Here is a 14,047-nt window from a genome sequence, read left to right on the forward strand (position 1 = left end):
CTATCGCAGCAGGTCGAGGGTCGGCACGAGCGTGCCGGGCGAAAGCGATGGCGCTTCCGACGGGCGGCGGACGATCATCTCAGCCCCGGCGAGTGGCAGCTGGGTCGAGGCGGATTGCCGCTCTATGACCTCCACGCCGCTGCTGTCGCTACGGGCGAAGAGAAAGGTCTCCCGCGTCCCCACCGCGGGAACCGGGCGCGACAGCGGCATCTCTCGCCACTGCAGCGCGTCATCGAAGCTCCGCCCGCTTAATGCATGGATCATTGGCGCCAGGAACAGCCGGGCGACCACCAGCGCTGCGGCGGGATTGCCGGGAAGCCCGACAACGTGGGTCCGGCCGATCCGGCCGAACCAGGCCGGCTTCCCGGGCTTGATCGCGACTCCCGCAAAACCGAGCCGGAGTCCGGCCGCGCGCAACGCCGGCCGCGCCAGATCGCGATCGCCGTTCGACGCGCCGCCCGCCAGCACGAGGATGTCGCTGTCGGCGATGGCGCGCCGGGCCGCGTCCTCGATCGCCGCGACGTCGTCGCCGACGGTGACCGCGCCCAGGCTTTCGGCGCCCCATTGCCTGGCAAAGAGCAGCAACGCCGCGCTGATGCTGTCGGGGACGCCGGCCTCGACGCCGAGCGCGGTGCCCGCCGGGACCAGCTCGTCCCCGCTCGCCACGATCCGCAGCCGCGGCCGCCGATGGACCGCAACGGAGGGTTGATCGGAGGCCATCGCCACCAGCAGCCTCGCCGGGTCCAGCAGCGTCCCGCGTTCGAGAAGCGGGTCACCGGCACGGAAATCGCTCCCTTGCGTCCGCACGTGCAGGCTATGGGGGAGGGCGCCGTTGATGTGAATCCGGCCGTCATGCTCGTCGACCAACTCGAACGGGATGACCTGGTCGGCGGCAGGCGGTATCAGCCCGCCGGTCATGACACGATAGGCCGAATCCGGCTCAAGCGCCGTGCCCCGCTCGCTCCCGGCATAGGTCGTTCCGGCGATGTCGAAGGTCCGGCGTCCTGCCCGTGCCACGGAGTCCTGAATCGCAAATCCATCCATGGCGGCAACATTCCCGCGCGGAGCATCGATCCGGGCGCGAAGCGTCTCGCCGAGGACGCGAAGGCCGGCATCGGCGATGGGAACGGTCTCCAGATCGAGGGGAACCGCCTCGGTCCGGATCAGGGCAAGCGCCTCCTCGAGCGGAACATGGGCGGGGCAGGATGGCGTCTCCGTCATTCCGGCGCCCCGGACAAGGCGGTGAGATCGTCCCGCGTGTTGATGTTGGGGAATGCGAAGTCGCTTGCGACCTCACGCGCCCGGATCATGTCGGCGAACGCCCGCATCGCGCGGCTCCCGCTGCCGGCGAGCAGGTCGTCGATCCGGGAGGCGGCGGTGACGGGCCACAGGCCGATGACCGGCTGGCTGGCCAGATAGGATGGGGCGGGCTCGAGCATCGCCCGGATGCCGGGCGGGAGCACCGCGCAATCGACCGGAATGCTGAGCACCTGCCCGAAACCGTGCGCCGCCGCATGGTGGAGCGCTGCGGCGAGCCCGCCGAGTGGGCCCAGCCCGGACCGCGGGCGATCGGCGAGCGACAGATGGGGGACGCTCGCCCGGCCGGCCACGGCGACCTCGTCGCAATGCGGCGATAGCGCCGCGATCGCGTGGTCGAGCAGCCGGCGCCCGGCGAGCATCGCCTCCGCCTTGTCCGATCCGAAGCGACTGGAACGGCCGCCGGCCAGCACGACGCCCAACGTCCTCATCCGATCGCCCCATGCACGTCGCTGACGACCAGGGCGGAATCGGCGCGCGCGAGCGTGGCGAGGATCAGGCCGGCTGCGACCGCCCGCTCGGCGGCGAGGCTGGTCGGTGCCGAGATGGTGACCAGCATCGGGCACCCCGCCCGGACGGTCTTCTCGACCAGCTCGTAGCTGCACCGGGCCGAGAGAAGGATGAAGCCCGACGCCGGATCGATCTCCGCCCGCGCGAGCGCGCCGATCAGCTTGTCGAGCGCATTGTGCCGGCCGACATCCTCGCGCGCCCGCACGATCTCCCCGTCGGGAGAGCAGAACGCCGCGACATGCGCCGCGCCCGTCGCCCGTCCGAGCGGCTGATGGTCGGGCAGCGAAGCGAGCGCGCGAGCGATAGCGCTCCGATCGATCGAGATACGCGCCGTCACCGCCGGCAGCGGCCGCAGCACCTGCTCGATATTGTCCATGCCGCACAGGCCGCAGCTGCTTTCGGTCACCCGCCGGCGCGCCCGATCGAGAGCGATTTCGGCGCGCTCAGGCGGCAAGGCGGCCCTCACGACCCAGCCGCCGCCGACCTGATCGACGTCGATCGCTTCGACCTGATCCGGCCGCTCCACCAGCCCTTCGCTCATCGCAAAGCCGAGCGCGTAATCGACCAGGTCCGACGGTGTCGCCATCATGACGGCGTAGCCGAGACCGCAGACCTCGATCGAAACGGGCGCCTCGATCGGCACGCTGCGCAATGATGCGTCGTCGCCGGGCTCGGCCAGGCCGAGCCGACGAACGGAGATATTTCTTATCGGAAGATCAGGCTGGGCCATCGCGGTTTGGTCGAATATCATTCTCGCGAGCCTATCCAAATCCGTGCTCGCGAATTACTCCGCTTCGGGCAGGTAGATCTCGCCTCCCTTTTCCCGGAACACGTCGCTCATCGCCTGCATCCCAGCCTCCGCCTCCTCGGCGGCGACGAAGCTTTCCACCGGCGCATTCTGCTTCGCCGCGAAGTCCCGCACCTCCTGGGTGATCTTCATCGAGCAGAACTTCGGACCGCACATCGAACAGAAGTGGGCGGTCTTCGCGCCCTCCGCCGGCAGCGTCTGGTCGTGGTACTGCTCGGCCGTCTCGGGATCGAGCGACAGGTTGAACTGATCGCGCCAGCGGAACTCGAACCGCGCGCGGCTCAGGGCATCGTCGCGCAGCTTGGCAGCCGGATGACCCTTGGCGAGGTCGGCGGCGTGGGCGGCGAGCTTGTAGGTGATGACGCCGACTTTGACGTCGTCGCGGTCGGGGAGCCCCAAGTGCTCCTTCGGCGTCACGTAGCAGAGCATCGCCGTGCCGTACCAGCCGATCATCGCCGCGCCGATGCCCGAGGTGATGTGGTCGTAGCCCGGCGCGATGTCGGTGGTGAGCGGTCCCAATGTGTAGAAGGGCGCCTCACCGCAGGCCTCGAGCTGCTTGTCCATGTTCTCCTTGATCTTGTGCATCGGCACGTGGCCGGGGCCCTCGATCATCACCTGGACGTCCTGCGCCCACGCCCGCTTGGTCAACTCGCCCAGCGTGTAGAGCTCGGCGAACTGGGCCTCATCGTTGGCGTCGGCGATCGAGCCGGGGCGGAGGCCATCGCCCAGCGAATAGGCGATGTCATAGGCCTTCATGATCTCGGTGATCTCGTCGAAGCGCTCGTAGAGGAAGCTCTCCTTGTGGTGCGCCAGGCACCATTTCGCCATGATCGAGCCGCCGCGCGAGACGATGCCGGTGACGCGCTTCGCCGTCAGCGGCACGTAGGGCAGGCGCACGCCGGCGTGGATGGTGAAATAGTCGACGCCCTGCTCGGCCTGCTCGATGAGGGTGTCGCGGAAGATCTCCCAGGTCAGCTCCTCGGCGATGCCGCCCACCTTCTCCAAGGCCTGGTAGATGGGGACGGTGCCGATCGGCACGGGCGAGTTGCGGATGATCCACTCGCGCGTGTCGTGGATGTTGCGGCCGGTGGAGAGGTCCATCACCGTGTCCGCGCCCCAGCGGATCGCCCACACCAGCTTGTCGACCTCGGCCGCAACGTTGGAGGCGACGGCGGAATTGCCGATGTTGGCGTTGATCTTGACCAGGAAGTTGCGGCCGATCGCCATCGGCTCGGTCTCGGGGTGGTTGATGTTGCTGGGGATGATCGCACGGCCGCGGGCGACCTCGTCGCGGACGAACTCGGGCGTGACATAGTCGGGGATGGCGGCGCCGAAGCTCTCGCCGTCGCGGACGTAGTCGCGCAGCATCTCGCGACCGAGGTTCTCGCGGGTGGCGACATATTCCATCTCGGGGGTGACGATGCCGAGGCGGGCGTAGTGCATCTGGCTGACGTTGGCGCCGAGCCTGGCGCGCAGGGGCCGCCGGACGACGTTGGGGAAGGGATCGACGCCGCCGGAGCGGTCGGGGCCAAGCTGGCCGTTGTCCTCGGGCCTTACCGCGCGCGCGTCGTAGGACTCGACGTCGCCGCGGGCGAGGATCCAGTCGCGGCGGCGGGCGGGAAGGCCGGCCATGATGTCGATGCGCGCGTTCGGGTCGGTATAGGGGCCGGAGGTGTCGTAGACGTTGAGCGGGGCTTCGCCGGACGAGGGCTCGAGGTCGATCGCACGCATCGCGACGTTCAGGGGGCCGACGTGGATTTTCCGCGAGCCGCGGATGGGGCCCGTCGTGACGCCGATTTCGGTGCGAGCGGGGATATCGGCCATTCGTCTTCTCCTTAAACGGGAGAGGACGGTCCGGTGGCGGGGCCGCTCCCTCCCTACGCCGGTGTCAGCCGGATCAGGTTCAGCGGGTCGAGGGCTCCTGCCCTCCTCTCAAGCGCGGACCAGCGCTCCCCCGGGGATGCGGACGTTCTAGGCGCTTCGCCGGCGCGGCGGAAGCCGAAATCTCGCGAGGCGTGCTGCCCGGCGGACCATCAGAAGGTGTAAGCGAGCCCCACCGTGCCGATCCACTGGTTGCGATCGCCCGCGACGCTGGTGACCGGCGAGTCGGCGAAGTCGTTCATCAGCCGGCTCCAGGCGCCGCCGCCGACCAGGCTGAGGCCGTGGGTGAGATCGCCGGTCAGCGACACGCCGGCCATCGCGCCGAGTGTCAGGTTCTTCCAGCCGCCGCGGGCGTTGTAGACGGGCAGGCCGCTCGCGATCGACTGGCCGGGGGTGATGCTGAAATAGGTGCGGGCGTATTTGCCCTCGACATGATCGGCGCTGGCGAACAGGCCGACCATCGCCTTGCGGCTCAAGGGCGTCATGTAGCTGACGGTCGGCGTCCAGATCCCGCTGTCGTGCGAGCCGGCGACGTCGTGGCGGTAGGTGACGCTGACGCTGAGGCGGTCATAGTCGCTGGTGATCACGCCGGTGCGCGCGATGCCGGCATAGCCGCCGAGCTCGATCGCGGTGTCGACCTTGCCGAGCGCCTTGATGCGGGGATCGTCGATGCTTTTGGTCGAGCTGCGGTTGAAGTTGACCGCGGCCACCGGGCCGAGCTGGAGGTCCCAGCCGGGCCCCGGGCGGTTGCGGATGAGATCGACGCTGAGGCGGTTGCCGATCAGCGTGAAGCGATAGCCGCTCACCTGCCCCATCGCCGCCGGGAAGGGGGCGATGCGATTGTCGTCGGAGCCTTCGTAGTCGGGCACGGTGGCGATACCGACGCCGACGGTGGCGAAGCTGTCGTTACGGGGCTCGGCGGGCGGTGGCGGATTGTCCTGGGCAGCGGCGGGGACGGCCGCCAGCGCGATCGCGAGGGCGGCAAGCGGAGCAACGCGTTCTATCATCCAGTGATTCCCTGTCCTTTTCGGAGCAAACGCGGCTCGCGTGGCTTTGCTCCCGCGAAACCAGGTGCGATATGGCTGGTGATGTCCATCAGCGTCATGACGCCAAGCATCGCGCCCAGCGCCGGCCTGAGCTCCTGCTTTCGGAGGAGCACCGATTCGGGCACGGCCTTCAACGGATCAGGGGCCGCGAGCAGTCCTCACGACCCCTGTCCTTCAGCGACACACGATCACGCAGCGAGATCGAAACGATCCGCGTTCATCACCTTGGTCCACGCCGCGACGAAGTCCTTCACGAACTTCCCGGCGGCGTCGGCCGAGGCATAGACCTCCGACAGCGCACGCAGCTGCGAGTTGGAGCCGAACACCAGGTCGGTGCGCGTCGCCGTCCATCGCGGCCGGTCGGTGCGACGGTCGGTGCCGACGAACTCCTCGTCGCCCGCCGGGTCCACTTCCTTCCACGCAGTGCCCATGTCGAGCAGGTTGACGAAGAAGTCGTTGGTGAGCTGGCCCGGCCGGTCGGTGAACACGCCGTGCTTCGACCCGCCATGGTTGGCGCCGAGCACGCGCAGGCCGCCGACCAGCACCGTCATCTCCGGCGCGCTGAGGCCGAGCAGCTGTGCGCGATCGACCAGCAGCTCCTCGGTCGGCACGCTGAAGCGGACCGAGAGATAGTTGCGGAAACCGTCGGCCTTGGGCTCGAGCACCGCGAAACCGGCGGCGTCGGTCTGCTCCTCGGTCGCGTCGGTGCGGCCGGGGGTGAAGGGCACCTCGATCGCATGGCCGGCGGCGCGCGCCGCCTGCTCGATGCCGACCGAGCCGCCGAGCACGATCAGGTCGGCGATCGACACCTTCTTGCCGCCGCCGGCGCTGCCGTCGAAGTCGGCCTTGATGCCCTCGTAGACCTTGAGCACTCGCGCGAGATTCTCGGGCTCGTTGACCTTCCAGTCCTTCTGCGGGGCGAGGCGGATGCGTCCGCCGTTGGCGCCGCCGCGGTGGTCCGAGCTGCGATAGGTCGAGGCCGAGGCCCAGGCGGTCTTGACGAGATCGGCGACCGACAGGCCGGACTCCGCGATCTTGCCCTTGAGCGCCGCCACGTCGCCCGCATCGATCGGCGCATAGTCCGCCTTCGGGATCGGATCCTGCCAGATCAGATCCTCTTCCGGCACCTCGGGTCCCAGGTAGCGCGCCTTGGGCCCCATGTCGCGATGGCACAGCTTGAACCAGGCGCGGGCGAAGGTGTCGGCGAAATAGTCCGGATCGGCCCGGAACTTCTCGATGATCTTGCGGTATTCGGGATCGACCTTGAACGCCATGTCGGCGGTGGTCATCATCGTCGGCAGGCGGCGGTCGGGGCTGTGCGCGCCGGGGGCCAAATCCTCGGGCTTCTGATTGACCGGCTGCCACTGCTTGGCGCCGGCGGGGCTGCGCACCAGCTCATATTCATAGTCGAGCAGCATGTGGAAGAAGCTCATGTCCCATTTGGTGGGCGTGGGCGTCCATGCGCCCTCGATGCCGCTGGTGATGGTGTGGTCGCCCATTCCAGACTCGTGCCCGCTCTGCCAGCCGAGACCCTGCTGGGCGATGTCCGCGCCCTCGGGCTCAGCGCCGACCTTGGACGCGTCGCCGGCGCCGTGCGCCTTGCCGAAGGTGTGGCCGCCGGCGGTGAGCGCGGCGGTCTCCTCGTCGTTCATGCCCATGCGCAGGAACGTCTCGCGGATGTCGCGCGCCGACTGCAGCGCTTCGGGGACGCCGCCAGGACCCTCCGGATTGACGTAGATGAGCCCCATCTGGATCGCCGCGAGCGGCTCCTCGAGCACCATCTCCTTCTCGGGCTGGATGCGGGTCTGGTTCTCGGGGTGGCCGACCCACTGCTCCTCGGTGCCCCAGTAGATGTCTTTCTCGGGCTCGAACACGTCCTTGCGCCCGCCGCCGAAGCCGAACACCGGCGCACCCATCGATTCGAACGCGACGTTGCCGGCCATGATCAGCAGGTCGGCCCAGCTCAATTTGCGGCCGTATTTCTGCTTGATCGGCCACAGCAGGCGGCGCGCCTTGTCGAGATTGGCGTTGTCCGGCCAGCTGTTGAGCGGCGCGAAGCGCTGCGAGCCCGACGATGCGCCGCCGCGGCCGTCGCCGGTGCGATAGGTGCCGGCGCTGTGCCACGCCATGCGGATGAAGAAAGGGCCGTAGTGGCCATAGTCGGCCGGCCACCACGGCTGGCTGTCGGTCATCAGCGCGTGGAGGTCGCGCTTCACCGCCTGATAGTCGAGCGTCCTGAACTCCGCCGCATAGTCGAAGTCGTCGCCCATCGGATCGCTCGACAGGCCGTTCTGCTGGAGGATCTCGAGGCTGAGCTGGTTCGGCCACCAGTCGCGGTTGATGCGGCCGAGCAGCCGCCGCAGCGCGGCCGGTTGCTTGGCGGGGGAGCTCAGGGGATCACCGGTGGTTGGGGCATCCATCTCGTCTTCTCCTTGTCCATGCGCTGACGTGCTCGCGCCCGGCGCGACGGCCGAGCGGCTTTTCCGAGAAGTTTCGACAAAAGCTAACCGAGGCGCAGTGATCGGAGAAACGCGAAAAGACGAAGTTGGTGATCGGCTAGGGCGATCACAGGACGAGCGGCTTCAGGCCGCCTCGTCCTCCTCGCGCGCGGGCCTGGGCGGGTGCAGGATCAGCCGGGTGACGCGGCGCGAATCGGCCTCAGTCACCTCGAGCGTCCAGCCGCTGTCGTGGACCAGGCACTCGCCGGGCTCGGGCACATGGCCGGCGAGCACGAAGGCGAGCCCACCGAGCGTGTCGACGTCCTCGTCGACCTCGCCGAGCCGCGGGTCGACCGTCTCGGCGACATCCTCCAGCTCCGCACGCGCATCGGCGTCCCAGGCGCCGCCGTCGAGCGGCACCAGCATCGCCACCGGCGCCTCGTCGTGCTCGTCCTCGATCTCGCCGGTGATCTCCTCGATCAGGTCCTCGATGGTGATGAGGCCCTCGGTGCCCGAATATTCGTCGAGCACCACGGCGAGATGGGTGCGGCTTGAACGCATCTGCGCGAGCAGGTCGATCGCGCCCATCGACTGCGGCACGTAGAGCGGCTGGCGCATGATGGCGGTGATCGAAGCCGGCGGCGTCGTGCCGTTCGCGACGATCTCGAACACGTCCTTGATGTGGACCATTCCGATCACCGTATCGAGCTCTTCGCGGTAGACGGGCAGGCGGCTGTGGCCGGCTTCGGCGAACAGCTTCACCAGATCGGCGAAGCTGGTCTGCTCCTCGACCGCGATGATGTCCGCGCGGGGAACCCCGATGTCGCCGGCGTCGCGCTCGCCGAAGTGGAGGAGGTTACGCAGCATCTGCCGCTCGACCGGGGCGAGGTCGCCGGCGATCGGGCGATGGCCCTCGCCTTCGTCCTCATGATTGTCGATCACTTCCTCGAGGCGGTCGCGCAGCGTCTCGCCGCTGTCCTCGCCGAACAGGAGGTTGCGCAGGCCGCGCCAGATACTGGAAGGTTCGTTGTCGCCGTTCCCGCTGCGACTTTGGCCCTCGGGCATGGTGGGGATCAGTCCTCGTCGATGAAATCTGGGTCGATGGCGTAGGGGTCGGCGATGCCGAGGCTCGCCAGCGCCGCGCGCTCGATCTCCTCCATCGCCTCCGCCGCGGCGTCGTCGCCGTGGTCATGGCCTAGCAGATGGAGCACGCCATGGACAATGAGGTGCGTCGCGTGATGCTCGACGCTGATCCCCTTCCCCGCCGCCTCGGCGACGCAGACGCCATGGGCGAGCACGATGTCGCCGAGGATCACCTCGCCGTCGTCGGAGCCCTGCGTCACCGTATCGAGCAGGTCGGGCTGCACCATCGGGAAGGAGAGGACGTTGGTCGGCTTGTCCTTGCCGCGATACTGACGGTTGAGCGCGTGGACCTCCGCATCTGAGGTCAGCCGCACGGCGATCTCGATCGCGGTCGGCAGGCCGATCCACTCGCCCTGCGGCGTGCGCTCGATCGCGGCGACCGCGGCGCGGGTGGCGAGCGCCTCCCATTCGCCCTCGGGCCAAGGGTCTTCGCGGAGGACGGCGACGTCGATCATCAGGCGAGGTCCGTATGGATGAAGTCGTCGCCCTTGTAGAGCAGGCGGGCCTGGTTGGCCTTCGCGCAGGCATAGGCGAAACAGTCGCCCATGTTGAGCCGGGCGGGGCTGCCGCTGTTGCGGCCGTAGGTCTGATAGGCGTCGAGCGCGATCTCCAATTCCGCCGCGCCGACCGGCACCAGGTCGAAGCGGCGTGTCCGAGCATAGGCCGTCACGTCTTCGCGCGCCTGTTCGACGTCGTACCCGTGCGAGCGGCGCAGACCCGAGATCGCTTCCCAGCAGGACATCGGCGACCATAGTCGTCGTGGCGCCTGATCGAGCTGATCGGCCAATGCGTCAAAACCGCTTTCCTCCGCGAGGATCGCGACCAGCACCGAAGCGTCGATGAACAGGGTCAATCGGGATCCTCGCCCCAGAGCTCATCGAAGAATGCCTTGTCGGCCTTCAGGCCGGTCGGCGGCGGCAGCGGATGATCGCGGCGATATTCGCGAAGCCATTCGACTGTCGATTGCTTGGCGGCCTGCGGTCCCAGCTCCGCCTCGACCTTGAGCAGGGCGCGCCGGACGGCCTCGGTCTTGGTCGTGCCGAGCCGGCGTGCGATGCGCGAGGCCAGCTCCGCGGTTTCGCCGTCCTTGATATAGAGCGATGCCATCCGACCCTCCGGGGATATCCCGCTATATAGTACGGGATATCCCTCCCTTCAAGCCTCCGCCCCCTCATAGGCCTCGACGATCCGCCCCACGATCGGATGGCGCACCACGTCGGCGGCGCTGAAGCGGACCATGGCGATCCCCTCGATCCCCTCCAGCCGTCCGACCGCGTCGTTGAGGCCGGAGGCGCCCATGCCGCCGGGCAGGTCGACCTGTTTGGGATCGCCGCAGATCACCATGCGGCTGTTCTGGCCGAAGCGGGTCAGGAACATCTTCATCTGTGCGGGCGTGGTGTTCTGTGCCTCGTCGAGGATGACGAAGGCGTCGGCGAGTGTGCGGCCGCGCATGAAGGCGATCGGCGCGATCTCGATCTCGCCCGACGCGATGCGCCGCTCGACCTGCTCGGGCGGCATGCAATCGTAGAGTGCGTCGTAGATCGGGCGGAGATAGGGATCGACCTTCTCCTTCATGTCACCGGGCAGGAAGCCCAATCGCTCGCCCGCCTCGACCGCGGGACGCGACAGGATCAGCCGCTGGACCGACCCGGTCATGAGCTGCGCCACCGCCTGCGCGACGGCGAGATAGGTCTTGCCGGTGCCGGCCGGTCCCAGCGCGAAGATCATGTCGCTCGACACCAGCTCGCGCATGTAGTGCGTCTGCATCATCGTGCGCGGCACGATCGTCTTGCGGCGCGTGCGGATCATGATCGGCGGCGGCGCGGTGCGGTCGGCGCGGATGATGCCGTCGAGTGTCGGCTCACTGGCGAGCGCGATCACCGCGTCGACCATGCCGGGATCGACGTCCTGCCCCTGCAGAAGCCGGGTATGGAGCCCGTTCAGCACGTCGCGGGCGAGCGCGACCGATTCCGCCGTGCCCTCGAGCTGCACGCGGTTGCCCCGCGCGGTGATGTAGACGCCGAGGCGGTTCTCGATCGCGACCAGGTTGGTGTCATATTCGCCGAAGAGCTGGGGCAGCAGTTCGGGCCGGTCGAAGGTCACTTCGGCGCGGCTGCGTTCGCCGGACTGGGCGGGGACAGGCTTGCGGCTCATGCGTCTCCTGAAGCGGAGGGGTGGAGGACAGGCGGGCGTGCCATGCCCCGGATCAACGGGGGGCGCATGGACGGGTTTCGTGACGGCGCCAAGAAAGCTGCGGGTCCGCGCTGCATCGCTGGCACGAGTGTGGCAGAAGCGGCGCGGCGTGGATAGCGGAAATAAGGGGGAAATATGGGTGGCCGGCGCGCGGACGCGTCACGCCGCCGCGCGCAGCCGTTCGACGCCGCCCAGCGAATTGGGGCCGGCGCTGACGATCTCGACCTCGACGATCTCGCCGATCGCGGCGTCGGTCATCAGGTGGACCGACTGCAGCCAGGGCGATTTGCCGATGCGCTGGCCGGGGAGCTTGCCGGAGCGTTCGATCAGCAGTTCGCAGCGCTTGCCGACGGTCGCGGCGTTGAACGCCGCCTGATCACGGTTGATCGCGGCCTGGAGGCGCTGAAGACGCTCGTCCATCACTTCGGCCGGCACGAAGCCGTCCATCTCCGCCGCCGGCGTGCCCGGGCGCGGCGAGTATTTGAAGCTGAACGCCTGGGCATAGCCGACAGCGTCGATCAGGCTCAACGTCTCCTCGAACTCGGCGTCGGTCTCGCCGGGGAAGCCGACGATGAAGTCGCCCGAGAGGGCAATGTCCGGCCGCGCGGCGCGGACGCGGTCGAGGATCCGCAGGTAGGAGTCGCGCGTGTGGCTGCGGTTCATCGCCTTGAGCACGCGATCGCTGCCGGCCTGCACGGGCAGGTGGAGATAGGGCATCAGCTTTTCGACGTCGCGGTGCGCGTCGATCAGCCCCTGGGTCATGTCGTTGGGGTGGCTGGTGGTGTAGCGGATGCGCTTCAGCCCCTCGATCCGGTCGAGCGCGCGGATCAGCGTCTCCAGCCCGCCCTCGTCCTGGCCCCAGGCGTTGACGTTCTGGCCGAGCAGCGTGATCTCCCGCGCGCCCGCGTCGACCAGCGCCTTGGCCTCGTCGACGATCGCCTGGAACGGCCGGCTGATCTCGGCGCCGCGGGTATAGGGGACCACGCAATAGGTGCAGAATTTGTCGCAGCCCTCCTGCACCGTCAGGAAGGCCGAGGGCGCGACCTTGCGGCGCGCGGGGAGCGCGGCGAACTTGCTCGCCGCCGGCATGTCGGTGTCGAGCGCGAGGCTGCCCTTCGCGGCCTTGGCGACCAGCTCGGGCAGGTTGTGATAGGCCTGGGGCCCGACCACCACGTCGACCTTGGCACGGCGCGCGATTTCCTCGCCCTCCGCCTGCGCGACGCAGCCGGCGACCGCGATCATCGGCTTGCGGCCGTCCTTCCGGAGGCGCCCGATCTCCGAATAGACCTTCTCGGTCGCCTTCTCCCGGATGTGGCAGGTGTTGAGCACGACGAGGTCCGCCTCGCCGGCATCGGCCGCGGCGGTCAGGCCGGCCTCGCCCATCAGCTCGGCCATGCGCTCGCCGTCATAGACGTTCATCTGGCAGCCGAACGACTTGACGTGAAAGGTTTTCGGGTCGGTCATTTGCGCCGCCCTTACTGCTAACTGCCCGAAGACACCAGCGAGGCGGACCCGCGAAGGCGAAGGACTTCATCACGCAGAGCACGCCACTCCGCCTCGACAGGAGCATATGGTTTGCCGCTACCCGGCCGGACGCGCACGGCGATGATGCGCTCGGCAAGCCATTGCTCGCCGAACCCCGACCATTCGCCAGCGACAGCCGACAAGTTGAACGAACAGGCCGGCGTTACTTCGTCCAGGAAGATGCGTTCGATCTGGTTGATCGTATACGGGCTGTCCGCCAGCACGCGGGCATTCGTATCACGCAGCAGCGATACGTCTGTGTCCAGGAACAGATCGGACAGCGAGGACCAGACCGGAAGCCGTCTGCTCCGCTCGATCTCGTCAAGGTGCGGCAGAGCCGCTTCGTAGCGCACCGAGGCGACATCGTAGCGGAACGGCCGCAGCGGCTCGCCAAGCGCGGCGACCAGCGCCTCTTCGATGCGGCGGCGGCTCTCGGCGGCGATCGCCTTGCGGCCGGGGAAGTCGCGCGGGTGGAAGGGCTCGAGGAAATGGACCCGGAGCGAGAAGCTGCCCTTGCGCGACAGCAGCCGCCTGGCGTTGTCAATTCCCGCCTCGACGCCGATCCAGGCGATCTCCTCGCCGACCGCGCCATATTCGAGCATCACCGGCTGGACCATCACTCCGGGCGGCGGTGGCTCCAGTACGCGCAGCATCGGCGTCTTGAACGGGAGCAGCGAGCGGCCGTCGGTGGTGGTGCCTTCGGGGAAGACGGTGACCGACCAATTCTCCGAAAGCGCATCCTTCAGCTGATTGATCTGCTCGGCGACCCCCATCCGATCCTCGCGGCTGACGAAGACGGTGCGGTTGAGCCGCGCAAGCCAGCCGACCACCGGCGCGTCGCGGATCTCGGCCTTGGCGACGAACGCCGAGCCCGAGGCGCCGGCGATCGCCAGGATGTCGACCCAGCTCAGGTGATTGGAGATGTAGAAGACGTCGCGCTTCAGCGGCACGCCGACCCGCGTCACGCGCGCGCCGGCGATCCGCGCCGCCCAGCCGAGGAAGATGCGCGGCCATGGCGAACCGAGCCGCAGCAAATGCCAGAGATAGTGGAGCGGCACGCACAGGATCAGCCCGCCGACCAGTCCCGCGGCGCGCAAGCCGACACGGCACCACCCCAGCGCGTCGATCGGCGGCGGGCGGCCCTCGAGAGCGGCGAGCCGGGCCTCGGGGCTGAGCGTCACCGGATC

Annotated in this window: 13 protein-coding genes, 1 pseudogene and 1 riboswitch; all 14 genes and pseudogenes read right to left on the reverse strand. The window is 68.4% G+C overall.

The window, feature by feature from the left end:
* The gene (locus AC2YHA_RS18135; protein WP_487402742.1) at positions 1-1,221 is read right to left on the reverse strand and encodes a molybdopterin molybdotransferase MoeA; all 1,221 of its coding nucleotides are present in this window, start codon (positions 1,219-1,221) and stop codon (positions 1-3) included.
* Positions 1,218-1,748 (reverse strand): molybdenum cofactor guanylyltransferase, encoded by a 531-nt coding sequence (mobA, locus tag AC2YHA_RS18140; RefSeq protein WP_487402743.1) that lies wholly within the window; start codon positions 1,746-1,748, stop codon positions 1,218-1,220. The genes AC2YHA_RS18135 and mobA overlap by 4 nt, the downstream gene beginning before the upstream one ends.
* Positions 1,745-2,578, reverse strand: a complete 834-nt coding sequence (gene fdhD, locus AC2YHA_RS18145) for a formate dehydrogenase accessory sulfurtransferase FdhD (protein ID WP_487402744.1) — start codon at positions 2,576-2,578, stop codon at positions 1,745-1,747. Before fdhD ends, mobA begins: the two co-directional genes overlap by 4 nt.
* 33 nt (positions 2,579-2,611) lie before the next feature.
* Positions 2,612-4,459: a phosphomethylpyrimidine synthase ThiC gene (thiC, locus tag AC2YHA_RS18150; RefSeq protein WP_487402745.1), complete on the reverse strand. Its 1,848-nt coding sequence runs from the start codon at positions 4,457-4,459 to the stop codon at positions 2,612-2,614.
* 33 nt (positions 4,460-4,492) lie between these two features.
* Positions 4,493-4,602: riboswitch (TPP riboswitch) on the reverse strand.
* 66 nt (positions 4,603-4,668) lie between these two features.
* Positions 4,669-5,523 (reverse strand): MipA/OmpV family protein, encoded by an 855-nt coding sequence (locus tag AC2YHA_RS18155; protein WP_487402746.1) that lies wholly within the window; start codon positions 5,521-5,523, stop codon positions 4,669-4,671.
* Positions 5,524-5,750: 227 nt separating this feature from the next.
* A complete protein-coding gene (katG, locus tag AC2YHA_RS18160) occupies positions 5,751-7,982 on the reverse strand; it encodes a catalase/peroxidase HPI (RefSeq protein WP_487402747.1) in 2,232 nt (743 codons plus the stop codon).
* Positions 7,983-8,144: 162 nt separating this feature from the next.
* On the reverse strand, positions 8,145-9,065 hold the full coding sequence (locus tag AC2YHA_RS18165) for a hemolysin family protein (RefSeq protein WP_487402748.1): 921 nt from the start codon (positions 9,063-9,065) through the stop codon (positions 8,145-8,147).
* Between the two features lie 8 nt (positions 9,066-9,073).
* A complete protein-coding gene (gene ybeY, locus AC2YHA_RS18170) occupies positions 9,074-9,598 on the reverse strand; it encodes an rRNA maturation RNase YbeY (protein WP_487402749.1) in 525 nt (174 codons plus the stop codon).
* Positions 9,598-9,996, reverse strand: a complete 399-nt coding sequence (locus AC2YHA_RS18175; RefSeq protein ID WP_487402750.1) for a type II toxin-antitoxin system VapC family toxin — start codon at positions 9,994-9,996, stop codon at positions 9,598-9,600. Before AC2YHA_RS18175 ends, ybeY begins: the two co-directional genes overlap by 1 nt.
* Positions 9,993-10,250 (reverse strand): type II toxin-antitoxin system VapB family antitoxin, encoded by a 258-nt coding sequence (locus tag AC2YHA_RS18180; protein ID WP_233784811.1) that lies wholly within the window; start codon positions 10,248-10,250, stop codon positions 9,993-9,995. The genes AC2YHA_RS18175 and AC2YHA_RS18180 overlap by 4 nt, the downstream gene beginning before the upstream one ends.
* Positions 10,251-10,298: 48 nt before the next feature.
* Positions 10,299-11,297 (reverse strand): PhoH family protein, encoded by a 999-nt coding sequence (locus tag AC2YHA_RS18185; RefSeq protein ID WP_487402751.1) that lies wholly within the window; start codon positions 11,295-11,297, stop codon positions 10,299-10,301.
* 198 nt (positions 11,298-11,495) lie between these two features.
* On the reverse strand, positions 11,496-12,800 hold the full coding sequence (gene miaB / locus AC2YHA_RS18190; protein ID WP_487402752.1) for a tRNA (N6-isopentenyl adenosine(37)-C2)-methylthiotransferase MiaB: 1,305 nt from the start codon (positions 12,798-12,800) through the stop codon (positions 11,496-11,498).
* A 17-nt stretch (positions 12,801-12,817) separates the two neighbouring features.
* Positions 12,818-13,213: a DUF7079 family protein gene (locus tag AC2YHA_RS18195; RefSeq protein ID WP_487402818.1), complete on the reverse strand. Its 396-nt coding sequence runs from the start codon at positions 13,211-13,213 to the stop codon at positions 12,818-12,820.
* Positions 13,205-13,987 (reverse strand): annotated as a pseudogene (locus tag AC2YHA_RS18200) (lysophospholipid acyltransferase family protein); the annotation flags it as partial. The gene AC2YHA_RS18195 and the pseudogene AC2YHA_RS18200, both read right to left, overlap by 9 nt.
* Positions 13,988-14,047: the final 60 nt, after the last annotated feature.

The sequence above is a fragment of the Sphingomonas sp. SRI_018 genome (assembly GCF_057586275.1).